The sequence below is a fragment of the Burkholderia sp. AU45251 genome (assembly GCF_030482905.1).
Classification (GTDB): Bacteria; Pseudomonadota; Gammaproteobacteria; order Burkholderiales; family Burkholderiaceae; genus Burkholderia; species Burkholderia aenigmatica.
Genome location: NZ_JAUJQH010000001.1, coordinates 542,397 through 566,676, shown reverse-complemented (window position 1 = coordinate 566,676; position 24,280 = coordinate 542,397). Strand labels below are relative to the sequence as shown.

The 24,280-nt window shown below is 66.6% G+C and carries 20 protein-coding genes and 1 pseudogene; 12 read left to right on the top strand and 9 right to left on the bottom strand.

The genetic code is table 11. The features are described 5' to 3' along the window. Positions 1-80: 80 nt before the first annotated feature. The 5 genes from QZM67_RS02435 to QZM67_RS02415 are packed head-to-tail and all read right to left on the bottom strand — an operon-like array spanning position 81 to position 3,998. Positions 81-989, bottom strand: coding sequence for an NAD(P)-dependent oxidoreductase (locus QZM67_RS02435; RefSeq protein WP_301800553.1), 909 nt, complete (start codon positions 987-989; stop codon positions 81-83). Positions 990-1,047: 58 nt separating this feature from the next. Further along, positions 1,048-1,884, bottom strand: coding sequence for an SDR family NAD(P)-dependent oxidoreductase (locus QZM67_RS02430; protein ID WP_301800551.1), 837 nt, complete (start codon positions 1,882-1,884; stop codon positions 1,048-1,050). A gap of 37 nt (positions 1,885-1,921) precedes the next feature. Further along, positions 1,922-2,680 (bottom strand): SDR family oxidoreductase, encoded by a 759-nt coding sequence (locus QZM67_RS02425; protein WP_047903207.1) that lies wholly within the window; start codon positions 2,678-2,680, stop codon positions 1,922-1,924. Between the two features lie 40 nt (positions 2,681-2,720). After that, positions 2,721-3,578 (bottom strand): SDR family NAD(P)-dependent oxidoreductase, encoded by an 858-nt coding sequence (locus QZM67_RS02420; RefSeq protein ID WP_301800546.1) that lies wholly within the window; start codon positions 3,576-3,578, stop codon positions 2,721-2,723. Between the two features lie 3 nt (positions 3,579-3,581). Next, the gene (locus QZM67_RS02415) at positions 3,582-3,998 is read right to left on the bottom strand and encodes a nuclear transport factor 2 family protein (RefSeq protein ID WP_301800544.1); all 417 of its coding nucleotides are present in this window, start codon (positions 3,996-3,998) and stop codon (positions 3,582-3,584) included. A gap of 460 nt (positions 3,999-4,458) precedes the next feature. Here QZM67_RS02415 and QZM67_RS02410 point away from each other — a divergent pair, with 460 nt between their 5' ends. Together QZM67_RS02410 and QZM67_RS02405 are read left to right on the top strand one after the other, a co-directional pair. Further along, positions 4,459-4,668 carry a hypothetical protein gene (locus QZM67_RS02410; RefSeq protein WP_043186702.1) on the top strand — a complete coding sequence of 70 codons (210 nt, stop codon included), beginning with the start codon at positions 4,459-4,461 and terminating at the stop codon, positions 4,666-4,668. Between the two features lie 329 nt (positions 4,669-4,997). Further along, complete coding sequence (locus QZM67_RS02405) at positions 4,998-6,494, top strand: FAD-dependent oxidoreductase (RefSeq protein ID WP_301800542.1); 1,497 nt, start codon at positions 4,998-5,000, stop codon at positions 6,492-6,494. Positions 6,495-6,594: 100 nt separating this feature from the next. On the opposite strand, the gene QZM67_RS02400 is transcribed toward QZM67_RS02405, so the two are convergent. After that, positions 6,595-8,259 carry an acid phosphatase gene (locus QZM67_RS02400; protein WP_301800540.1) on the bottom strand — a complete coding sequence of 555 codons (1,665 nt, stop codon included), beginning with the start codon at positions 8,257-8,259 and terminating at the stop codon, positions 6,595-6,597. A 475-nt stretch (positions 8,260-8,734) separates the two neighbouring features. Between QZM67_RS02400 and ftsH the strand changes: the two genes are divergently transcribed. Continuing rightward, positions 8,735-10,717, top strand: a complete 1,983-nt coding sequence (gene ftsH, locus QZM67_RS02395; RefSeq protein ID WP_301800538.1) for an ATP-dependent zinc metalloprotease FtsH — start codon at positions 8,735-8,737, stop codon at positions 10,715-10,717. A gap of 83 nt (positions 10,718-10,800) precedes the next feature. Further along, positions 10,801-11,268 carry an OsmC family protein gene (locus tag QZM67_RS02390; protein ID WP_175023346.1) on the top strand — a complete coding sequence of 156 codons (468 nt, stop codon included), beginning with the start codon at positions 10,801-10,803 and terminating at the stop codon, positions 11,266-11,268. 7 nt (positions 11,269-11,275) lie between these two features. Here QZM67_RS02390 and otsA read toward each other — a convergent pair whose 3' ends face one another. From otsA to QZM67_RS02375, 3 genes and pseudogenes are all read right to left on the bottom strand, one after another. Beyond that, entirely contained in the window at positions 11,276-12,682 is a 1,407-nt protein-coding gene (gene otsA, locus QZM67_RS02385) for an alpha,alpha-trehalose-phosphate synthase (UDP-forming) (RefSeq protein WP_175023347.1), read from the bottom strand. 659 nt (positions 12,683-13,341) lie between these two features. Then, entirely contained in the window at positions 13,342-14,961 is a 1,620-nt protein-coding gene (locus QZM67_RS02380) for a methyl-accepting chemotaxis protein (protein WP_301800534.1), read from the bottom strand. 339 nt (positions 14,962-15,300) lie between these two features. Beyond that, positions 15,301-15,849, bottom strand: a pseudogene (locus tag QZM67_RS02375) (IS5 family transposase); the annotation flags it as partial. Between the two features lie 82 nt (positions 15,850-15,931). On the opposite strand from QZM67_RS02375, the gene QZM67_RS02370 reads away from it, so the two are divergent. The 8 genes from QZM67_RS02370 to QZM67_RS02335 all read left to right on the top strand — a co-directional run bounded on the left by QZM67_RS02370 (position 15,932) and on the right by QZM67_RS02335 (position 24,268). Further along, positions 15,932-16,156 (top strand): hypothetical protein, encoded by a 225-nt coding sequence (locus QZM67_RS02370; RefSeq protein ID WP_301800533.1) that lies wholly within the window; start codon positions 15,932-15,934, stop codon positions 16,154-16,156. A 240-nt stretch (positions 16,157-16,396) separates the two neighbouring features. Further along, positions 16,397-17,023 (top strand): TetR/AcrR family transcriptional regulator, encoded by a 627-nt coding sequence (locus tag QZM67_RS02365; RefSeq protein WP_301800532.1) that lies wholly within the window; start codon positions 16,397-16,399, stop codon positions 17,021-17,023. A 306-nt stretch (positions 17,024-17,329) separates the two neighbouring features. Continuing rightward, positions 17,330-19,288, top strand: coding sequence for a TonB-dependent siderophore receptor (locus QZM67_RS02360; protein WP_301800530.1), 1,959 nt, complete (start codon positions 17,330-17,332; stop codon positions 19,286-19,288). Next, on the top strand, positions 19,285-20,091 hold the full coding sequence (locus QZM67_RS02355; protein ID WP_301800528.1) for an energy transducer TonB: 807 nt from the start codon (positions 19,285-19,287) through the stop codon (positions 20,089-20,091). The genes QZM67_RS02360 and QZM67_RS02355 overlap by 4 nt, the downstream gene beginning before the upstream one ends. Positions 20,092-20,107: 16 nt before the next feature. Next, a complete protein-coding gene (locus QZM67_RS02350; RefSeq protein ID WP_301800526.1) occupies positions 20,108-20,848 on the top strand; it encodes a MotA/TolQ/ExbB proton channel family protein in 741 nt (246 codons plus the stop codon). Then, complete coding sequence (locus tag QZM67_RS02345; RefSeq protein WP_175024550.1) at positions 20,848-21,255, top strand: biopolymer transporter ExbD; 408 nt, start codon at positions 20,848-20,850, stop codon at positions 21,253-21,255. Before QZM67_RS02350 ends, QZM67_RS02345 begins: the two co-directional genes overlap by 1 nt. Before the next feature lie 113 nt (positions 21,256-21,368). Continuing rightward, a complete protein-coding gene (locus QZM67_RS02340) occupies positions 21,369-23,213 on the top strand; it encodes an extracellular solute-binding protein (protein ID WP_301800522.1) in 1,845 nt (614 codons plus the stop codon). 5 nt (positions 23,214-23,218) lie between these two features. Next, the gene (locus QZM67_RS02335; protein ID WP_301800521.1) at positions 23,219-24,268 is read left to right on the top strand and encodes an ABC transporter permease subunit; all 1,050 of its coding nucleotides are present in this window, start codon (positions 23,219-23,221) and stop codon (positions 24,266-24,268) included. Positions 24,269-24,280: the final 12 nt, after the last annotated feature.

Here is a 24,280-nt window from a genome sequence, read left to right as displayed (position 1 = left end):
GTTATCCTGACGTCCCGCCGCCGGCATTCATCGCCGGCGGCGGGACGTTTTTTCATCCGCGCCCCACACGCGCCGCTCGCTTACTGCGCGCGGCAATGCGCGACGACTTCATCCACCGCGCGCTGCACGTCGCCGCGCCGGTAACGCAGCAGCGCGCTGTCGGCCGGATCGGGCTCGTACGACACGACATTGCCGCGCCCCGTGTAGATCGCGATGTCGGGCAGCAGCGGATGCTCCTGGTCGAGCGACGGCACGTCCTGCGGATTGCCGGCCGCGCGGAAGAAAGCCGCGAAGTAGTCGGCGAAGCTGAGGTTCTCGTCGCCGACGAGGTAGGCTTTGCCCGCTTCGCCGCGCTGCAGCGCCCCCCAGATCGCTTCCGACAGCGATTGCGTCGAGATGAAGTTGCTGCCGCCGGCCGGCCCGAACACGGGCAGCCCCGCGAACTGGCCTTGCGCATAGCCCGTGTACGCCGCGAACATCTCGTTGCGCAGCCCCGGCACCGATCCGACGACGAACGGCGCATTGACGCTGCAGACGGCGAACGACGGCGTCGCGAGGGCACGCACACGTTCGTCGGCGAGATGGCGCGAGCGCACATACGGCACCGTCTCGACGAGTGCCGGAGCGACCTGCGGATAGAAGCTGCCGACCAGCACCGCGCGTTTCACGCCCGCATCGCGCGCGAGCGCGAAGAAGCGCGGCACCGCGTCGACGTTCGCGCGTTCCCAGTGCGCGGCTTCGTCGGTGCCGGGCGGCAGGTGGCGGATGTCGTTACCGGCCGCGAACACCACTGCATCGAACGGCGCGAGATCGTCGCGCGTGAAGTTGCCGGCCACGTAGTCGCGCAGCAGCACGTCGAACTGAGCGAGCGCGCTGCCGGGGGCAGGCGGCTTGCGGGCGGCGAGCGTGACGTGGTTGCCCTGCGCGTGCAGGTGCAGCGCGGCATGGCCGCCGATGAGGCCGGTGCCGCCGACGATCAGGATCTTCATGGTGTCTCCCGGTGCGGCGCAACCGCGCCGCGTGAAATGAACAGGCGAGCGGTGCCGCTCAGAAGTTGAAGCCGTTGCCCGCGACGACGGGCAGGTTGGTCCAGAAGCCGTTCGGGTCGCGATACCAGCCGGCCGCCGCGAGCGCGCCGCCGTCGACATGCAGCGTCGTGCCGGTGACCCACGCGGCGAGCGGGCTCGCGAGGAACAGCGCGGCGCCCGCGATATCGCCGGCCGCGCCGAAGCGCCCGAGCGGGATCCAGCGCGGGATGTGCTCGCGATGCTCGGCCGAGACCATGGCGCTGACGGGCACCTGCGGCGTCTCGGTGGTTTCGGGCGCGATCTGGTTCACGCGAATGCCGGCCGGCCCGAGTTCGACGGAGAGGCTCTTCGTGAAGCCGGTCAGTGCGGCCTTGAACGACGCGTACACGGTGCAGTTCGGAATCGCACGGAAACCTTCGATCGACGACACGCCGACGATGCTGCTGCCCGCGCCGCGCTTGCGCAGCAACGGCAGCATCGCGCGCGTGACGATGAAGACCTGGCGAAGATTCACATCGAACAGCCGCGCGATGTCGTCGTCGGTGCAGTCGTCGAACGGTTTCGCGATCTGCAGGAAATCGCCCACATTGTTGACAAGCACGTCGAGGCCGCCGAAGCGTGCGTCGATCGTTCGCGCGAACGCATCGATCTCGTCGCGGCACGTGACGTCCACGGTGCCGACGAGCGCATCGACGCTCGCCGCTTCGAGCGCCTGGCGCACGTCCTGCGCGCGGGCCGGGTCGATCTCGGCCACCGCGACGCGCGCGCCGGCCGCGCCGAACGCTTCAGCGCACGCACGGCCGATGCCCGCGCCGCCGCCGGTGACCAGCACGGTCTTGCCGGTGAATGAAATCATCGATGGACTCCTTTGAACGTGAAGGCAGGGCGTCGCGTCACAGCGACGACACCAGTTGCGCGTTGTCGATCCGCAGCTCCGCGCCGTTCACGAAGCGCGATTCGTCGGAGGCGAGGAACAGCACGAGATTCGCGACGTCCTGCGGGTCGCACATGCGTGCCATCGGATCGCTGCCGATGCCGAGTGCGGCCGGGTCGAGATCGGGCATCAACGCCTGCGTCATCGGCGTCCAGATCCCGTCCGGATGGATCGAGTTGCAGCGGATCCGGTAGCCGCTGCGCTTGCAGTGCACGGCGACACTGCGCGCGAGTGCCGTCACCGCGCCTTTCGACCCGGTGTACGCGCACATCATCGGCAGCCCGCCGAGCGCGGCGACCGACGACATCATCACGATCGAGCCCGGCGTGTCGTTGCCCTTCATCGCGCCGATCGCGTACTTGCAGCCGAGGAAATAGCCGTCCGCGTTGGTGCGCATCACGCGCCGCCACGTGTCGAGGCTCGTGTCCTCGATCGAGCCGACCGGACAGATCGCGGCGTTGTTGACGAGCACGTCGAGGCGGCCGAAGCGGTCGAGCGTCGACGCGATCGCATGCCGCCAGCCATCCTCATCGGCGATGTCGTGGCGGACGAACAGCGCCGCGTCGCCGATTTCGCGCGCGAGCGCGCGTCCCGCGTCCTCGTCGATGTCGGTCAGCACGACACGCGCGCCTTCGGCGGCGAGCAGCAGCGCATCCGCGCGGCCGACGCCGCTTGCCGCGCCGGTGACCAGCGCGACCTTGTTTGCGACTCGATTCATGGTCGGTCGAATTCCTTTGACGTTGAAAGAAGGCGGGCGCTCATGCGGCGCCCGGTACGCGGCCGGCCTTGATTGCGTCGAGCGCGGCCGTGCCGTAGATCTGCGCGATCGTGTCGTCGACGCGCGGGTTGGTACGCAGTTCATGGCCGCCGTCGACCGCGAAGCTCTGGCCGGTCACCCAGCCCGACTCGGGACCCGCGAGATAGCGCACCGCATGCGCGATCGCTGCCGGTTCGCCGAGCGTGCCGAGCGGGATCTGTTCGAGAAAGCTGTCGACGAGCGCGCGGTTGTCGAACAGCGGCGACGTGGCTTCGGAGCGCGTGAGGCCCGGGCGCACCGCGTTCACGCGGATCTTCGCGCCGGCCAGTTCCTCGGCCGCGCCGCGCACGAGCGCTTCGAGCGCGGCCTTCGCGGTGCAGTACGCGGACAGCCAGCGGAAGTTGATCTGCGCGGCCGTCGACGAGATGCAGACGATCGCGCCGCCGCCGCTGTCGGCGAGCCGCGGCGCCGCATGACGAATCGCGGTGAACGCGCTGTGCAGGTTCAGGTCGATTTCGGCGCGGAAGGTGTCGGCGTCGTGCAGCAGCAGAGGCCGGAAGCCCGCCCCGCCAACCGTCGGCACGACGATGTCGAGGCGATGGTCGAGCGCCCATGCGCAGTCGAGCGCGGCCTGCAGGTCGGCTTCGTCGCAGGCGTCGCCCGCATGGATCGCGACGCGGCTGCCGGGCACCGCGTCGGTCAGGTGCCGCTGCGTGCGTTCGAGCGCATCGCGGCGACGGCCCATCAGCACGACGGCCGCGCCGTCGGCGACGAGCGCGTGCGCGCAGGCCGCACCGATACCGCCGGCGCCGCCCGTCACGAGCGCGGTGCGGCCGTCGAGGGGCGCTGAGGTGCGCATCGTTCAGCCCTCCAGCGGCAGATCTTGCGCCCAGTCGACGTGCAGCGTGCGCGCGGCGAAGCGCCACGTGGTGCCGTCGAACACGCAGCGGTCGCGATAGCGCAGCCCCCAGTCGAGCTTGCGCTTCACGCCGTCGCGCACGTAGACGTGGCAGGCGACGCCATAGGTCTCGACGACGGCCGCGCCGCCGTCGAGCGTGACGAGCTGGTTGTGCACGTGATGCTGGGTCGCTTCGTAGCGCTCGATCACGCGCATGCCCGCGACGATCGCGTCGCGGGCGTCAAAGCGGAAGCCGGGGCCGGCCAGGGTGGCATCGGGGGTGAAGAGGGCGGTGAGTCGTGGCCAGTCGCGCCGGTCGACGGCTTGCGCGTAGCGGCACGCAAGGTCGTACAGCGCGTGGCGGGGATTGGAATCGGTCATGCGTTGGCTCCCGTGGAAAAACGGAACGCATCGGCCGTGCGAAGCGGGCCGACGCGGCGGCATTGCGACGTCGACGGGCAGGTTCGCACCGGGCAGGCCGGGATTCATCATCCATACGGAGCAGGGCGAGGGTCGGGGAAAACACCGGGGCAGGCCGCCTTATATCGCACGAGGCTGCGTGGATGGTGCGATGCAGCGACCGGAGCGCGGCATGCGTCTGACGATTGGCGCGGCCTGCTACGACAGGCGCGCGACGTGTCGCGTTTCCTTCAAGTATGCGAAGCCGTCGCGTTCGATGTTGCGATGCCGCAGGCCGTACCCCGTCCGCTCAGCGTTTGCCCCTAGTCGAAACGGACGATGGCCGACGGCCGGGCGCTGGCTACCGTGCAGTCATCCGGTGCCGCATGCGATGCCCGCCGGATACGAGCCGCACCAGCGGACAACCGGAGGGGACACGATCATGAGACTGACGACTCGCAAGCTGTGCGTACTGGCGATGGGCACGTTCGCTGCCATGGCACTGGCGCGATACGGCGCCGATCAGGTGCCGTCGCCGCCGTATGCGGCCGGCATCCTGCAATGCCGCTCGGTCGACGTGAACGGCCTGCCGACCGGTTGCGTGCCGATCGATCCGTCGCACTTCGGTTTCGCCGCGATGCGCGGCATGTGACGCCGGCGCGGCCGCGCGCCGCGCCAACCGGCCGGACGTCGTCGCGCGGCGACGCGTTGTCCGCATTCGCCGAAATCGCCGAAATCGCCGCGCGGTCGTCGTGCGTCGGCCAGGCTGGCGCGGCGGGTCCAGCTTCGCGCGATTCGACTGCCGTCGCATCCGGCATGGCCCGCGGTTTGCATTGGCGCCGCCGCGTGCCAGTACCGGCAACGCGGTATCGCGGTAACGCGCCGTCATGACGTGACGGCGCAGCGACGTCCGCATCAGGACCGCGAGCCCTCGCCACACCCACCGCTTCCCGCAGATCTCCTAAACGCTGACCATTCCTCATGTCATCCGACTATTCCCTGACTCACCCCTTGAACACCCGCGACGTACATCGTTGGGATGCCGAACACGATGTCGTGATCGTCGGCTTCGGCGCGGCCGGCGCCTGCGCCGCGATCGAAGCCGCGAGCGCCGGCGCCGACACGCTGATCGTCGAGCGCGCGTCGAGCTACGGCGGCACGAGCGCGCTGTCGGGCGGCGAGATCTACCTCGGCGGCAGCGGCGGCACGCCCGCGCAGCGGCAGGCCGGCTTTACCGACGCCACCGAGGATCTGTACCGCTACCTGATGCTGGCCGGCGGCCGCGACGCCGACGACGCGAAGGTGCGGCTCTACGCGAACGAAAGCCTGGCGCACCACGACTGGCTCGTCGCGCAGGGCCTCACGTACAAGAACACGTTCATTGCCGAGCGGATCGTCGAACCGGAAACCGACGACTGCCTGATCTGGTCGGGCAGCGAGGAAGCCTGGCCGTTCAGCGAGGCGGCGAAGCCGTGCCCGCGCGGGCACACGCCGCAATGGCCGGGCTGGGGCGGCGGGCAGATGCTGATGCGCGTGCTGGCGGAACGCGTGGCGGCGCTCGGTGTCGCGACGCGCTACGACACGCGCGCGCAGGCATTGATCGTCGACGACGGCGGCGCCGTGCGTGGCGTCGTGCTGCGCGCGTATGGCGAGACGGCATTCGTGCGGGCACGTCGCGCGGTGATCCTGTGCGCGGGCGGCTTCGCGATGAATCGCGACATGGTGCGCCGGCATGCACCGCAGTTCCTGCGCTCGGACGAGCCGATCGGCAGCCCCGGCGACGATGGCTCGGGCATTTTGCTCGGCCAGAGCGCGGGCGGTGCGGCGATCCACATGGATCAGGGCTTCGTCAGCCTGCCGTTCTACGCGCCCGAATCGCTGATCCGGGGGATCTTCGTGAACGCGCGCGGGCAACGCTTCATCAACGAGGACGGCTATCACGGCCGCACGGGCCATCACGCGTTCCACCAGGCCGACGACCGCATCTACCTGCTCGTCGACCAGGCGACGTACCAGGAACCGCCCGCGATCGCGCGGATCGGCATCGCGGCGGCCGGCGAAACGTGGGAGGAAGTCGAACGCGATCTGCAGATGCCGGCCGGCACGCTGACGGCCACCGTCGACGTCTACAACCGCCATGCGGCCGAAGGCGCCGATCCGCTGTTCCACAAGGCGAAGAAATGGCTGCAGCCGCTGATCGAGCCGCCGTTCGTCGCGCTCGATTGCCGGATCGACTACGCGTTCTATCCGCACTTCACGCTCGGCGGGCTCGACACGCTGCCGACCGGGCAGGTGGTCGATGCGGCGCGCGCGCCGGTGCCGGGGCTCTACGCGGCGGGCCGCACGACCTGCGGGCTGCCGCGCTGGGGCGCCGGGTACAGCTCGGGGCTGTCGCTGGCCGATGCGACGTTCTTCGGCCGGCAGGCCGGGCGTCATGCCGCGCAGGTGGAGTGTGACGCACTGCGAAGCGCCGCGTAGCGTTTTCAGGCGGGAAACGAACGACGCCCCGGGTAATCGCATTGCCCGGGGCGTCGTCGTTTCAAGCCGCCAAGCGGCAACCAATCAGGCCAGCCGGTTCTTAGCCGAGATCGAGCGCGTTCGTCAGATCACCCGGCGGCGTCGCGCCGCGCGCGGCGAACGCCTTGTTGCGCGCGACCACGCCGTCGAGCGGCGCGAGCCCGTGTACGCGGCTGATGAAGCGCAGGATCGAGTTCGTGTCGTACAGCGTGTGATCGACGAAACCCTTCTTCGCGAACGGTGAGATCACGAGCGCCGGAATCCGCGAGCCCGGCCCCCAGCGATCGCCTTCCGGCGGCGCGACGTGATCCCACCAGCCGCCGTTCTCGTCGTGCGTCATCACGATCACGGTGTTGTCCCATTGCGGCCCGCGCCGGATATGGTCGATCACGGTCGCGATGTGACGGTCGCCCGATTCGATGTCCGCGTAGCCCGCGTGCATGTTCAGGTTGCCCTGCGGCTTGTAGAACGTGACGGCCGGCAGGCGGCCCGCGTCGATGTCGGCGATGAAGTGGTTGGTCGACGGCTCGTCGCCGAGCCCCGCGTCGCGCAGGTGCTTGCTGCGCGCGTCGGTGTCGGGCGCGTAGTTCGCGAAATAGTTGAACGGCTGGTGGTGGTACTGGAAATCCGGCACGGTGCCCGTGTCGCGATGCTCGAGCGCGTACTGCCACGCGCCGCTGTACCACGCCCAATCGACGTTCTTTTCCGACAGGCGGTCGCCGATCGTCGCATAGCCCTGCGGTGGCATCACGCGATGATCGGCCGGATCCGCATACGCAGCGTTGCCCGGATCGGGCGGCGGTACGTAGCTCGGCTGGTACGGCGGCGCCATCGTGTTCACCCCGTAGCCATCCGGCGTCAGCGCGCCATCTGCCGCGAACTTCGGCGGGCCGTCGAGCGCGGACGCGGGCGAATCGTTGGCGAGTTTCAGGCGCGTACCGGCAGGATCGTCGCCTTCGACCTTCGACAGCAGTTTCGCCGCGTGCGGATGCTTGTGCGCGTCCGGATACAGCGGCGGCTGCGCCGAGATCAGGAACATGTGGTTCATCCACGAACCGCCGAAGGCCGCCATGAAGAAGTTGTCGCACAGCGTGTATTGCCGCGCGAGATTCCACAGTCGCAGCGTATCGGCCGAATTGCGGTAGTGGCCCATCACGAGGCCGCCCGAATCGGCCCACGCGGCGAACTGGTTGTTGCGGCCGGCCGCGATCTGCATCTGGTTCTGGTAGAAGCGGTGCCACAGATCGCGCGTGATCACGCCGTTCGGCAGCGCCTTGCCCTGTGCGTCCGTGATCAGGAACGGCGCGTTCGGCAGTTTGTCGATGTCGCGTTCGGCGATCGCATAGCGCTTGCCGTCTACTTCCTGCGCCTGCGGCACGAGCCCGCCCCAGATCTTCGGCAGCACGGGCAGCGGCGTCTTGCCGTCACGATCGAGCTGCTGCGCGTGCTCGGGCCGCACCTCGCTCAACGGATGCTGCACGCCCGGGAAATTGCCGTACAGGTTCGCGAAGCTGCGATTTTCCGCGTAGATCACGACGATGTGGCGCACGCGCTGGCGCAACGCTTCGTCGATGCGCTGGTCGGCGGCGGAACGCGGCGCGCTGCCTGCCACGGTTTCACAGCCGCTGAGCGCGACGCCCGCACCGAGCGCGGCGAGGCCGCCGAGCACACGGCGGCGGTCGGGATCGGCGGGAAGGTCGTCGGGGCGATCGGGCGTGTCGTTCACGTCGGGGGTTCCTCGAATGGGCGGGTGGACGGGGGCATCATGCGCTGTGGCGTCGCACAGGCTGCCGCGCCGCAAGATGGAAAGCAATGGCCGGCGTTGCGTGCCGGCCGCTTCGGCATGACTGTCACAAAAATGTCATGAGCGCGACTATAACGCGGCAACGGGGGCAGATGAAAGGTGTTTGTCCGACGAATCGAGGCACGCCTCGGGCCATGCGCGACGCCCGCGCGCGAACTAGACTGGATTCAGGGGCGGCGCGTCGCGGCGTGCCGCCCGGGCGAGGATTGCCCGGCGGCGCCGGCCGACGGCGTCGTCGCGGCGCCATTGATGCGACGAACGAGGCGTTGAAGCGAGGCGACGATGGCGTGGATGAAGGCCGCTTCCGCATGGCCGCCGATGCCGCGCGCCGGCTGCGCGCGTGTCCGCGCACGTTCGCCGTGCCGCGCAGCGTAGCGCGCACGTCCGGCCCGATGCCATGGACAGGAAATTCGACTACCCGGGATTGCTGATCGCGGCGGGCTTCTTCGTGCTGTTCGGCGCGCAGTTGCTGATGCTGCATCCGTCGTCGGCGTCGATCGCGTACAGCGATTTTCACCGACTGGTCGCCGCACGGCTCGTCGACGATCTCGAGGTCGGCCCCGCGTCGATCTCGGGCACGCTGAAGATGCCGCAGGCCGGCGCGATGCTGCCGGCCTCCGAAACCGCGGCTGTACAGCAGGCCGGCGCGCCGTGGCGCTTCACGACCAACCGCGTGACCGACGAACACCTGACCGACACGCTGACCGCCGCCGGCATCCGCTATCACGGCGCGCCGGACACGAGCTGGATCGCATCGCTTGCGTCGTGGCTGCTGCCGCTCGTGCTGTTCGTGTTCATCTGGAACATGATGCTGCGCAGGCGCGGCGGGCTGCAGGATTTCACCGGGATGGGCAAGAGCCGCGCGCGCGTGTACGTGCAGCAGGAAACCGGCATCACGTTCGACGATATCGCGGGTATCGATGAAGCGAAGGCCGAGCTGCAGCAGCTCGTCGCATTCCTGCGCAACCCCGACCGCTACCAGCGGCTCGGCGGCAAGATCCCGAAGGGCGTGCTCGTGGTCGGCGCGCCGGGCACCGGCAAGACGCTGCTCGCGCGCGCGGTGGCCGGCGAGGCGGCCGTGCCGTTCTTTTCGATCAGCGGCTCGGCATTCGTCGAGATGTTCGTCGGCGTGGGCGCGGCGCGCGTGCGCGACCTGTTCGAGCAGGCGCAGCAGAAGGCGCCGTGCATCGTGTTCGTCGACGAGCTCGATGCGCTCGGCAAGGTGCGCGGCGTCGGCCCGATGTCGGGCAACGACGAACGCGAGCAGACGCTCAACCAGTTGCTTGTCGAGATGGACGGCTTCCAGGCCGGTTCCGGCGTGATCATCATGGCCGCGACGAACCGGCCCGAGATCCTCGATCCCGCGTTGCTGCGGCCGGGCCGCTTCGATCGCCACATCGCGATCGACCGGCCCGACGTGAACGGCCGCCGGCAGATCCTCGGCGTGCACGTGAAGCGCGTGAAGCTCGCGGCCGACGTCGATCTCGGCGAACTCGCGTCGCGCACGCCGGGCTTCGTCGGCGCCGATCTCGCGAACGTCGTCAACGAGGCCGCGCTGCATGCGGCCGAACTTGGCAAGCCGGCGATCGGCATGACCGACTTCGACGAGGCGATCGACCGCGCGTTGACGGGCCTCGAGCGCAAGAGCCGCGTGATGAACGCACAGGAGAAGCTGACCATCGCGTATCACGAGGCCGGCCACGCGCTCGTCGCGGAAAGCCGCGCGCATTGCGATCCGGTGAAAAAGGTGTCGATCATTCCGCGCGGCGTCGCGGCGCTCGGCTATACGCAGCAGGTGCCGACCGAGGATCGCTACGTGTTGCGCCGGAGCGAGCTGCTCGACCGGATCGATGCGCTGCTCGGCGGGCGCGTGGCCGAGGAGCTCGTGTTCGGCGACGTGTCGACGGGCGCGCAGAACGATCTCGAACGCGCGACCGCGATGGCGCGCCACATGGTCATGCAGTACGGGATGAGCGAGAAGATCGGGCTCGCGACGTTCGACGATGGCGATGCGCGCACGGGCATACCCGGCGCATGGCATGCGGGCGACGGGCGCTGCAGCGAGCACACCGCGCGGATGATCGACGACGAGGTGCGCACGTTGCTGACCGACGCGCATGCACGAGTCGCGATGACGCTCGGCGAACGCCGCGATGCGCTTGAACGCATCGCGCGCCGGCTGCTGCAATGCGAGGTGCTCGAGCGCGACGCGTTGCAGGCGTTGATCGACGGGCGCGCCGAACCGTCGTCCGCCACGGCGCCGGTGTCCGCGCCCGACGACGGGGCCGGCGCACGCGGCGGCGCGATCGAAACGGAGCAGGCATCCGCGGTCGAGCGCGATTTCGTCGCGTACGGGCCGCCACGCGAACCCGAGCGCTGAAGATGCCGTGAACCTGCGAGCGGCGCGCGTCGATGCGACGGCGTGCCGGCCTTCCTTTCCCTGTTGATCTCCACGGAGTCGCCATGAGCGAGGCGCACGTATCGGTCGATGTCGCGCAGCAGGCGCGTTTCTGTTTCGAAGTGGTATTTGCCGGCACGACGCTGGCACCGGTGCTCACCGACGAACCGCCGCCGCTTGGCGACGGACGCGGGCCGAATCCGATCCGGCTGCTGGCCGCGGCCGTCGCGACCTGTCTCGCGGCGAGCCTGCAGTTCGCGTTGGAAAAACAGCATGTCGATCCGCAGCCGATTGCCGCGCACATCGACGTCGACATGGTGCAGAACGAAGCGGGCAGGGTGCGGGTGGGCGGGATGGCCGTCCGGCTGTCGATCGGCAAGACGTGGGCCGATCTCGCGGCGGCGACGCGCGTGCTCGATCAGTTCGATGCGTATTGCGTACTGACGGAGAGCCTGCGCGAAGGCATTCCGGTTTCGGTCGACCTGTGCGATGTGAACGGCGCAGCGCTCGAATATGCAACGACGGACGCGTGAGCGCGCGTCAGGATTCGGTTGCGGCCGCGACTTCGGCGGCTTCGGCGAGCGCGTCGAGAAAGCGCGTGCGCCACCAGTGCACGTCGCTCTTGCGCACGATCGCCATCAGCGCCGCGTGCCGCTGGCGACGCTCTTCGAGCGGCATCGTGAGCGCGCGCTGGATCGCCTGCGCGGTGCCTTGCGTGTCGTACGGATTGACGAGCAGCGCCGACTTCAACTGCTCGGCCGCGCCGGCGAAACGCGACAGCACGAGCACGCCCGGGTCGGCTGCGTCCTGCGCGGCGAGAAATTCTTTCGCGACGAGATTCATCCCGTCGCGCAACGGCGTGACGAGCGCGACGCGGCATGCGCGATAGAGGCCGGGCAAGCGCTTGCGCGCGACGGTGCGGTGAATGTAGCGCATCGGCATCCATTCGAGTTCGCCGTAGTCGCCGTTGATCGCGCCGCACAGACTGTCCATCTCGCGCCGCAGGTCGTCGTACGCGCCGAGATCCTCGCGGCTCGGCGCGGCGATCTGGATCAGCGTCGCGCGGTTGCGGTTCTCCGGATATTGTTCGAGCAACTGACGGAACGCATGCACGCGCTGCGGCAGCCCCTTCGTGTAGTCGAGCCGGTCGACGCCGACCAGCAGCTGGCGGCGGGAATATTCGTCGCGCATCCGCTCGAACATGTCGATCCCGTCTCGATCGCGCGCGAGCGATTCGAACTCGTCGACGTTGATGCCGATCGGGAAGGCGCCGGCCGACAGCGTGCGGCCGAATGCTTGCAGGCGGCCGTCCGGCAGCCGCGCGGCGCCGGCTTCCGCTTCGACGTAATGCTCGAAGTGGAGCAGATCCGACTCGGTCTGGAAGCCGACGAGATCGTACGCGAACAGCGAGCGCATCAGCCATTCGTGTTCCGGGATCGCGGCCATGATCGGCGGCGGCGGCATCGGGATGTGCAGGAAGAAGCCGATCGGATTCGTACAGCCCATCGCGCGCAACTCGGCGGCGAGTGGAATCAGCTGGTAGTCGTGGACCCAGATGGTGTCGTCGGGCCGCAGCAGCGTGCGCAGCTTGCGAGCGAACAGCTGGTTCACACGCCGGTAGCCGTCGGCGAAGCGGCGGTCGAACTGAGCGAGATCGAGCCGGTAGTGAAACACCGGCCACAGCACGTTGTTCGAATAGCCGAGGTAGTACGCGTCGTAATCCTGCGGGTCGAGATCGATCGTCGCGAGCTGGATGCCGCCGACGTTCTGGATCTGCACCTCGTCGCCATGCGTGGGCTGATCGTCGCCGCCGCGCAGCCTGCCGCTCCAGCCGAACCAGACACCGCCGGTTTCCTGCAGGCTGTCTTTCACGGCGACGGCGAGCCCGCCGGCCGCAGCTTTACGGGGATCTGCAATGCGATTGGATACGACGACGAGTCGGCTCACCAGCTCTCCTGACGATTGTTGGGGGAAAGGTTCGTGCGGCCGTGGCGCGAGAAGCAGACGCCGCCATCGACGCGCGGGGCGCGAAGCGATGGGGCCGCAATGCGATCGGAAGGGAGTCAGGGCACGCGATTCGCCGTCCGAACGGGGAGTGCTTTTTTAAGCATACTCGTCATTCGTTGGTTTTAAAAGTCTGCGTCGGCGAGCGATGCACGTGCGAATGCAGCGCGATCTCCCTGTCATGGGTAGGGCAACGCACGAAACTCGGGGCAGGATCGAAACTTGCGCAACGCTGCACATGCAGCGCGCGTAGGGCGTGCGAACGTTCGTGACGATGCGCATTTCAGGGCACGCGCACGAGGTCGCACCGGTCGACAGCGACGACCGCTGATGACGCGGTTACGTCGACGTGCGAGCTACCCGCACGCGTGCCGCGAACGCGCGACACGAATCGGCGAAGCACGATGTCGTGCGCGTGCACAGGCCGCGCCGGACGGCGGCGATGCACCGCGCACCGCACACCGCACACCGCACACCGCACACCGCACACCGCACACCGCACACCGCACACCGCACACCGCACACCGCACACCGCACACCGCACACCGCACACCGCGAACCGGTGGAACGCCGTGCGCATCGTCGTCTCCCTGCGGCATCCGCTACGCGGTGGCCGGTTGCCAGTGATGCGTGGCCTGCACGTGCGCGAGCCCGCCCGTCGACGTCGCATGCGTGCCGGCCGGCATCCGGAACGCGGAGACCGTTTCGGACAGTTCGTGGCCTTGCGCCTCGAGCGACTTCGAGGCGGCCGCGGCCTGCTCGACGAGCGCGGCGTTCTGCTGCGTCGTCTCGTCCATCTGCGTGATCGTCAGGTTCACCTGGTCGATGCCGCGGCTCTGCTCGGCCGACGCGGCCGCGATCTCGCCCATGATGTCCGTCACGCGCGCGACGGCCTGCGTGACGTCCGACATCGTCTTGCCGGCTTCGCCGGCGAGCGCCGAGCCGTCGCGGATCGTCTGCACCGACGCGGAGATCAGTTCCTTGATCTCCTTCGCCGCCGTCGACGAGCGCTGCGCGAGACTGCGCACCTCGCTCGCGACGACCGCGAAGCCGCGGCCCTGTTCGCCCGCCCGCGCCGCTTCGACGGCCGCGTTCAGCGCGAGGATGTTGGTCTGGAAGGCGATGCCTTCGATGATGCCGGTGATGTCGGCGATCTTCGACGAGCGGTGGCCGATTTCCGTCATCGTGTCGACCACGTGGCCGACCACCGAGCTGCCGCGATGCGCGACATCCGACGCGTTCGAGGCGAGCGCGCTCGCCTGTTGCGCGTTCTCCGCGTTCAGCCGCACCGTCGACGTGAATTCCTCCATCGTCGCGGCGGTCTCCTGCAGCGACGCGGCCTGTTCCTCGGTGCGCTGGCTCAGATCGAGGTTGCCGGACGCGATCTCGCTCACCGCATGCGCGATGCTGTTCGACGAATCGCGCACACGGCCGACGATGCCGATCAGCCGCTCGTTCATCGTTCGCAGCGCTTCGAGCAGATCGCGCGTCTCGTCGTTGCCGCTCACGTCGATGCGGCTGCCGAGATCGCCGTTCGCGACCGTGCGTGCAACGTCCACGGCCGCGCCGATCGGTACCGTGATCTTGCGCGTCAACCACAGGCCGCCGCAGACCGCGATCGCGACGGCACCGAGGCAGATGCCGGCCAGCAGGTTGCGCTCCATCGCATAGCGGTCCGCGAATTGCTGGGCGATCGCGAGTTCGCGTTCATGCGTATAGGTCGCGTACGCGTCGGTCGCGCGCACCAGCTGCGCGAGCAGGGGCCGGCAGTTGTCGTCGATGTCGGCGATCGCCTCGTCTTTCTTGCCGGCCTGCGCGAGCCCGACGATGCGCAGCGCGACGGGCCCGTAGCTGGTTTCGATGCGCACGATGTCGGCCACCAGTTCGCGTGCGCGAACGGACGTGTCGGTCGCGTCCGCCATCATTGCCTTGAGCTTCGCGAGATGCTCCTGCACGTCCTTGTGCGCCTGGTTCACCTCGGCCAGTTCGAGCTCGAGGTCGGACGGCTTGGTCACGAGCACGAGGTTGCGCGCGGCGATCGCGCGCCGGTCGACGGCCGTGCGGATCTGCGCGGACAGGTTCGCCCGTGCGCTGATACCGTTCATGTAGCGGGAAAACTCGGCGTTGGTATCGGATAGCGCCTTGAGTGCCATGCCCGACACGATCACGACGACCGCGGCGAGCAGGCCGAAGCCGCCAAGGAGTTTTATTTTGATACTCATTCTGGCGATTTTCACGTAGTGCCCCTGCGCGAGTGGTTGGCAAATTGAAATTATTGTTCGACCAGATACGGGCTCGTGCCGGCATTAACGGGTGTGGTTGATGATTCTTTACCCGTAGAAAACCCTGATATTAGTTTTTTTAGCGCTGAAAACCTTGTCGGATGGAGGTTCTTGATTTCGATCAAAAACCGCTGGAGCGCCCGTGATTCAAAGGTTTATGCGTGGAATTTGAAACCGGTTTTATTGAGTGAAACGGAGCCGGTGTCTATGCGAATAATTGTCTGATGAATTTGTTTGATTTTATGAGTGAATAAATAAATTTCTCGCGGCTTAGAGCCGCTAACACAAGTCATCAATGAAGCGGGAGCAGATGACGGCAGCGGCAAGGGAAAGCAACGCGACATGAATGTCGAGACGACGCTCGAATCGAATGCGCAGCTTGCTGAAACCGGCAAACCAGGCATGCGTGCGCTCGACTACCCAGCGATGCCGTCGGCGCTTTTCCTTGTTTTCCACACCGCGACGAGCGATACGAGCCGTGATGGCACGTTGCTTCAGGTGACGCCGACCGCGAGCAAAGTCGTAGCCGTGGTCGGCATGCAGTTTGCCAGGGCGTTGCGAGGCTCGCCATTCAGGCCCGACACTGCGGGAATGGCATCGCGCGTGGATTCGAATGCCATCGAATCATGCCGGTGGGCACCCGTGACCGTGGCGGCCAGCGGAATGCCTCGCGCATCTACGACGATGTGTCGTTTCGACCCGAGCTTGCCCCGGTCCGTCGGGTTGGGGCTGGTTTGCGCCCCCTGGGCTGGGAACGCTGGCGCCATCGATGCTCGCCCGCTCCCAATCAATTTGGTCATGCTCACGCAGCCGGTGCAACAGAGCCAGATCATGGCGGCAGACGGGATCGATCCATGGTTCTGCATGGCGCCGTGCCGCATCGCTCGAGGCGCTGGCGGGCGCGGGTAGCATGCTCGCGGCCATCGCTTCCGACGTTCTGCGCGACATCCGTCAGGCAAAGTCGGAGGCGAAGGTGTCGATGAAAGCAGCGGTCGCGGTCGTTCGCGGCGGCGATACGGTGAAACGTCTCGCTGCATTGCAGCAAGCGCGGGACGATCTGTGCGACGCGAGGCACATCGGCGAACTCGTCAAGGCAGTGTCGGAGCCACCATGCGTTGACGTGACGCTTGGCTGAACCCACTCGGGCAACCACGCATCGCGGCGTGGACCGATAGGTCCGCGCCTGCCGGAAACCGTACGGTTGTGCGAATTCTGCAGATAAGTATGTGAGGGAATTTTCTTGGACATGCCGATATCCCCTCAATAACATGTCGACTGTATTGTTTTGCTGCGGCACTGCAGCAAGGCTCCAGCGAGCAATATTAACGAGCAGCAGTCCGATCGCACAGGGTGCGAGTTGGACGCGCCATACATCATGACGAACCTGACCACTGATACCGGGAAGCAGCCACGGCGCTCGCAGCACGCGCGCAGCTCCGCCGCCCGTCACGCACTGATCAACGCGACGCTTGCGTGCCTCCGGGAGGTGGGCTACGCGAAGGCTTCCATCAGCGAAATCTGCCGGCGTTCGGGACTGTCGCGCGGCGCACTGCTTCATCATTTTCCTCACAAGAACGAGTTGCTCGTGGCGTCCTACGTCACGTGGATCGGCACGAAAATCGGCATGCTCGAACGGCGCATTGCGGCCGGCGCGAGTGTACGCGACGAGGTGACCATATGGCGTGCGCAGATGCGTGAAACCTTCCCGACGTCGCTGGAGTTCTATTGGGCGTTGCAAAGCGATACGGATCTGCGGGAGCGATTCAACGAGGCGCTGCTGTCGCACCCGATCGGCGACGACGAGAGCGGTCACCCAATTGATACGTGCGTCGACAACTCACCCAAGCCGTCTCTCACGCGCTATGTGATCGTGTGCTTCATTCGTGGCTTGTGTCTGCAGGAGTTTTTCGTTCGGGATCCGTCGATTCCCGATCAGGCTTTCGAGCATTTCATCGAGATTCTGAGCGCGTACATCGAGCGGCCGATTCCGGCTCGGACCTGACACGGGGAAGTTTCGGTTCGGCTTTGGTGCTCTTTGGACTCTCCATATTATATCGGATTACTAATTATGAAGGCGGGACTTCTCCATTTGCGTGTGCTTCCAGCCATGCTGGTCGGTGCGGGGTTGTTGACGGCAGGCCACGTGTACGCCGCCGACGAAAACAGCGCGAACGATGACGCGTCGTCGGCTACGTCGACGAAAAATTCAGCGGGCAAGCAGACTGCAACGCCAACCGCAAAGTCGATCGACACAGTACGCAGCCTTTCCACCGTGACGGTGCAGGGTTCGCGCCGACAGGCGCCTAAGGTGTCGAGCGGCGCGCTCGGCACGCGTTCGGATCTGGAAACGCCATTTTCCACACGCGTGGTCACGCAACAGGATCTCGAAGACCGTCAGGTGAAGTCGCTCGGCAAGGTGTTCGCCGAGGACGCGGCGGTGTTGTCGCTAGGCGATACGTATTCATTCAACGCGTATTCGATCAATGTTCGCGGCATGGCGCTCGACGATTTCAACGGCTACAAGATCAACGGCCTGCCGTTCTATATGACGACCGTCGAACTGCCCGTCGAGTCGTTCGAATCGATTCAGTTGCTCAAAGGCGCATCCGGTTTCATGTATGGCTTCGGTGCGCCGGGCGGCATCATCAACTTCGTGACGAAGAAGCCGACCGATACGTTCACGTTCAGTGCAGATGTCGGCTATAGCTCCGACGGCGTAGCGAGCGAACACATCGACACGGGTGGCCGCTTTGGCCCGCAGAGCATGTTCGGCTATCGCTTCAACATCACGCACGAGCAGGGCGATACGTACAACGGCGCGCATGTGCTGCGCAATTCGGAGTCGCTGTCGCTCGATGCGCGCCTGACGCAGTCGCTCACGTGGACGTTCGACGGTCTTTATCAGTCTCGCAAGGTGGACGGCGGCATTCAGGACATCACGCTCGGCGATTTCACTGGTGCGAGCTTGCCGCGCGCGCCGAGCGGACGCACGAATCTTTCCGCTTATGGCGATACGTTCTTCAATTCGAACGTCTATTTCCTGAGCAGCGGCTTGCATTGGCAGATCGATCCGGTGTGGAAAGCGAGCATCGACTACAGCCATAGCAAGGACGAACGGAGCTACTCGGGGCAATGGCTCAATCTGCTCAATCCGCAGGGCGATTTCGATACGATCCTGAACCGAGCTCGCGGCTCGTCGATCTACGATATCGTGCAGGCGACGCTCGAAGGCAAATTTTCGACGGGGCCGATCGATCATCAGGTCGTGCTCGGCGCGTCGGAACAGTGGCTCTCGAAGAAGACCGTGCCGAAGGCGCTGTACACGGATATCGGCTCGAACAACCTTTACAACCCGATCACGCCGCTCACGTGGAACGGCACGTTCGACTACGGCCAGCAGTACAACAATTTCAATTCGCAGCAGAAGTCGCTGTTTGCAAGCGACACGCTGAGCTTCCTGAAATACTGGTCGATTCTCGCAGGCGTTCGCTACACGAGCTATCGCCAGACGTCGTATACCGCGCCCGGCACGGCCGGCAGTACCTATACGAAGACGCCGATCACACCCACACTCGCGCTGATGTATCGTCCGCGCAGCGACCTGATGTTTTACGCGAGCTACGTCGAGGCGCTCGAGGACGGCGGCACGGCGGAGGCAAGCTACGCGAACGCCGACCAGGTGCTCGACCCGATCAAGAGCAAGCAATACGAAGTGGGCGTGAAGTATGACGCCCAGCACTATGGCGCGTCCGCCGCGCTGTTCCGCATCGAGCGCGGCGCGCAATACGGCAATGCGCAGAACGTGTACGTATCGAACGGCAAGGTGCGCATCACTGGCCTCGAACTGAACGGTCGCGTCGATCTGCCTGCGGGTTTCCGTGTCGCGGCGAGCACCGCGTGGGAAGCGGGCACGTATAACGAGACCGAAGCGGATCTCGTCGGCAATCGCGTCGAGGGCATTCCGCGCTGGCAGGCCACGTTGCAGGTGAGCGACCGCATTCCGGGCCTGCAGGGTCTGACCGCGAACGTCGAGGCGCATTACTACGGCAGCATGAAGGCCGATGCGAACAACCAGTTTGTGCTGCCGAGCTACACGCTGTTCAATGCAGGCCTCAGCTATCGCACGACGATCGGCGGCCATGGTGTGACGCTGCGCGCCGAAGTCGACAACATCTTCAATCGCCATTACTGGGGCTTCCTGCAGTCCGATTACCTCTTTGTCGGCGCGCCGCGCACGCTCGCGCTCAACGCGAGGTTCGACCTGTGAGCGCCGCATCGCTGACTGTCGAAGATCCCGCGCTTTCGCAGCGGCGGCGCGCGGCGTGGCGGGCGGTCGTCGTCGGGGCCAGGCATGGTGTGTCCGCTGAGTCGCGGCAGGAGCGTGCCCGCGCCGATGCATCGTTCGACGCGCGTGACGGCGGTCCTGTCACCGCTCGTCAGGCCGTGGGCGGCGCGCTCGTCGTCGGCGTGTTGCATGCGGCGCTGATCGCGGCGTGGCTGCATGCGCGGCCCGCGTCGCACGAACCGGTCGTCACGCCGCCCATCGCGTTGCAGATGACGGCCGCACCGCAACCGCTGCCGCAAGCGCCTGCGCCCAAGCCGGTGACACCGCCGAAGCCGTTGCCTCAGGCGCGGCATGCACCGCAGCCGCGCCACGTGCCGACCCCCGCGCCAGCGCCGTCGGCATCCGTACCGCCGCCCGCTGCGCGGCCCTCGGCTGCGCCGGCGGAATCGGCCGCGCCCACACCCGCTGCACCGGCTGCAGCTACCGCACCGGCCACGCAAAAAACCACGCTGCCCGACGGAAACGCCGATTACCTGCACAATCCCGCGCCCGACTACCCGACGACAGCGCAGGACTACGGCTGGCAGGGCAAGGTCGTCCTGCATGTCCACGTCCGTGCTGACGGCTCGCCCGACACAATCGAGGTCCGTCGCTCGAGCGGCCACCGCGTGCTCGACGATGCCGCCGTCGCCGCCGTGCGGCACTGGAGCTTCGTGCCCGCCAAGCGGGGCGACACGTCTGTCGATGGCTGGGTCGACGTTCCGCTCAATTTCCAACTTGACTGATTTCCGGAGTCCGAACATGAATTCGTTGCCGCTTACCCTTATCGTGCAAGGCGCCTTGTGGCTGCTCGGCGCGTTCTCCATCGCAACGTGGACGATCATCGTCCTGAAGGCGATCCAGCACACGCGCGCCGCACGCGTCGATCGGCGCACCGACGATGCACTCGACGGTGCACTTACGCTCGTCGATATCGCTTCGCGCGCGCTGCCCGAAGGCCCCAAGGCGCGCGTGACGGGCACCGCACTCGCCGCGCTCGAACAGGCGCGCACGTTTGACAGCGACCATCCCGAAGACCTGTGGAGCCGGCAGGACACGCTGGAGCGCCAACTCACGCGCCAGATTGCGCACGAACGCCGACGCCTCGAACATTCGCTCGCGTGGCTTGCGTCGGTGGGCAGCATCGCGCCGTTCGTCGGGCTATTCGGCACGGTGTTCGGCATCATTCACGCGCTCGGGGCGATTTCGCACGCGGCATCGGCGAGCATCGACGTGGTGGCCGGGCCGATCGGCGAGGCGCTCGTCGCGACGGGCATCGGCATCGCCGTCGCCGTGCCGGCCGTGCTCGCGTACAACATCTTTGTGCGCGGAACGAAAGCCGCGGTCGCGCGTCTCGACGATCACGCCGGCACGCTCTACGCGCTCGCGCAGCGCCAGCAGTTTCGCATTTCAGTAGAAAACGCCGCCGAGAGCGCGGCGACTGCGCCGCGCGCCGATCAATCCCGACCGGTCTTCGCCCGCGCCACGGAGGTCGCCGCCTGATGGCTTTCTCCTCCAATCAGGACGACGACGTCCTCAGCGAAATCAATATCACGCCGCTCGTCGACGTGATGCTCGTGCTGCTCGTCGCGTTCATCGTGACGACGCCGCTGCTCAACAAGGCGATCCAGGTCAATCTGCCGAAGACCGAAGCGACCGCTTCCTCTGATCCGAAAAAACCGCTTACTGTGAGCGTCGACGACGCGGGTGCAGTCTGGTTCGACAAGCAGCCTGTGCCGCTCTCGCAGGTGGAATCGCAACTCGAACAGCGCAAGCAGGAGGACACGGATCTCGCGGTGTCGCTGCAGGCCGACGAGCGCGTGCCGTACGGTCCCGTCGCGAAGGTGATGGGCGCGGTGCAGCACGCGGGCATCACGAAGCTGTCGCTGGTGACGCAGCCGGAGCAGTAATGACCGATTCCGTTCGTCCGACGTCGCGCGCTTGGCCATCCATTCTGATTGAGCGAGTTTCACGGGTTGCACAGGTTGCACGTGTCGCGCAAGTTGCACGCGTTGCACGATGCGTGTGCATTGCCGGCACCGTCACGCTCGCACACGCCGCGCCCGATTCTCAGTGGCAAACGACGCTTGCGCTCTTCGACGACGTGCGGCCCGATGCGTCGATGCAGCGCTTTGCGTGGGCCGACCACGCGCCACCGCGCGACGGCACGCTGCGCCTCGCGAACTACACGGAGATCGCGACGTACGACTCGCTCAATCCGTTTCTGCTGCGCGGCAACGCGGCGCCCGACGAAGTCAATCTGATGTTCGAGACGCTGATGCAACGCAGCCTCGACGAGGTCGGCACGCAATATCCGTTGCTCGCCGATCGCGTCGAGATCGCGCGTGACGGCCTTTCGGCGATGTTCCACCTGAATCCGGCCGCGCGGTTTTCGAATGGCGCGCCGGTGACGGCGCAGGACGTGCGCTACTCGTTCGAGCAGTTGACGGGTTCGTCGACCTCGCCGATCCACAGCAGCCGCTACACGCTCATTCGCGCGGTGGACGTGATCGACGCACAGACGGTGCGCTTTGCATTTCGCACGGCGCAGCGCCGCGCGGTGCTCGAAGCGGGCGATCTCTACGTGTTTTCGCGCGACTGGGCACGCGCGGCGGACGGCGGCACGCTGACGTTCGATCAACTCGCCACGGTTGCGCCCATCGCGAGCGGGCCGTATCTGATCGGCGCGCGCGCGAGCAATCACGAGATCGTGTACCGACGCAATCCGCGCTATTGGGGCGTGGATCTGCCGGTGCGGCGCGGCATGTTCAACTTCGCCAACGTGATTTTCCGGCTCTACAGTGACCCGTCGGCGCCGCTTCAGGCTTTTCGCGCCGGCGATGTCGACGCGCTGGCCGAAGGCAGCGCGGAGCAATGGTCGCGCAACTACAGCGGCCCCGCCTTTGCGAACGGCACGCTGCGCAAGCAGGAGTTTCCGGATCACGGCATCAGCAATGCGCAGGGTCTGTTCTTCAATCTGCGGCGTCCCAAGTTCCAGGACATTCGCGTGCGCGAGGCGATCGGTCTCGCGCTCGATTACGAATGGATCAACCGGAACATTTTTTTCGGCCAGTACACACGCACTCGCAGTTTTTTCGACGAAAGCGTGTTCGCCGCGAGCGGCGTACCGGGCGCCGACGAGCTGACGCTGCTCGAGCCGCTACGGGGTGGCGTGCCGCCCGAGGTGTTCGGCGCACTGCCGCCGCAGCCGGATACGTCGGCGCACCACGGGCTGCGCCGCAATCTTGCACGGGCCGAGGCGCTGCTGGCGAACGCGGGCTGGCATTACCGCGATGGCATGCTGCGCAACGCGGCCGGCACGCCGTTCACGATCGAACTGATCGACGACGGCACGGGCATGGAGCGCATCCTGATGATCGTCGTGCGCAACCTGAGGCTGCTCGGCATCGACGCGCGGCTGCGCATCATGGATCAGACCATCATCGTCGAGCGCCTCAAGCATTTCGATTACGACATGACGACGTTGGGCTACCGCGCCGCGAGCATTCCGGGCGTCGAACTGGAACGCCGCTTCGGCAGCCGCGCAGCGCGCACGCCGGGCTCCGAGAATTACACGGGCATCGCGTCGCCCGCCGTCGATGCGCTGATCGACGACGTGCAGCGCGCCGGCAGCGAACGCGAGGTGATCGCCGCGGCGCGCGCGCTCGATCGTGTGCTGCTGTGCGAACGCATCATGATTCCGGAGTGGCACGCTACGCACTCGCGCATCGCGTGGAGCCGCCGTATCTCGCCGCCCGCACGCGTGCCGCGGCAATACGGCGAGCTCGATTGGATCATTGGCTGGTGGCACGCCGCACCCGACGCGCAGAGCACGAACGCCGCGATGCACGCGGCCCAACAGGAGTAAGTGTCATGTTCGCGTATATCGGGCGCAGATTGCTGCTCATGATTCCCACGCTGCTGGGCGTGCTGACGGTGACGTTCGTCATTATGCAATTCGTGCCGGGGGGGCCTGTCGAGCAGGTGATGGCGCGGCTGCAAGGCTCGTCGGTTCACGGCGAGGGTGCTTCCGGCCCAGGCGGCTATCACGGCAACGAAGGCGTCGATCCCGCGCAAGTCGCCGCGATCCGCCACACGTTCGGCTTTGACGTGCCGCCGCTCACGCGCTACGTGCGCATGCTCACGCATTACGCGCGCTTCGATCTCGGCCAGTCGTTCTTCCAGCATCGCTCGGTCTGGGCGCTGATCGTCAGCAAGCTGCCGGTGACGGTCACGCTCGGCACCTGCGCGCTTGTGCTCACGTATCTGATCGCAGTGCCGCTCGGCATCGCGAAGGCGCTGCGGCGCGGCACGACGTTCGACTTCGCGACGAGCGCCACGCTGCTCGCCGCATACGCGATCCCGGGCTTCGTGCTCGGCGTACTGCTGATGATGCTGTTGAGCGGCGATCTCTTTCTGCACGTGTTTCCGCTCGGCGGCTTCGGCGCCGAAGAGCACGACGCGCTGCCGCTCGCGCAACGCGTGCTCGACCGCGTCTGGCATCTGGTGCTGCCGGTCACGGCGTCGGTGGCGAGCAGCCTCGCCGTCGTGTCGTTTCTCACGCGCAACGCGTTCATCGACGAATTGTCGCGCCAGTATGTGTTGACTGCGCGCGCGAAGGGCGTGTCGCGCAACGCGGTGGTGTGGCGACACGTGCTGCGCAACGCGCTGATTCCGACCGCGACAGGTTTTCCAGCGGCGTTTGTGTCCGCGTACGTGAGCGGCAGCCTGCTGATCGAGACGCTGTTTTCGCTCGACGGCGTCGGGCGCCTGTCTTACGACGCGATCATCGGCCGCGATTATCCGGTCGTGCTGGGTTCGCTGTTCGTGTTTACGGCCGTGAGTCTGTTCGCGAAGCTCGCGGGCGATCTCGCGTATGTGCTGATCGATCCGCGCATTCACTTCGGCGGCAACGGTCGCTGAATCCGGAGTTCT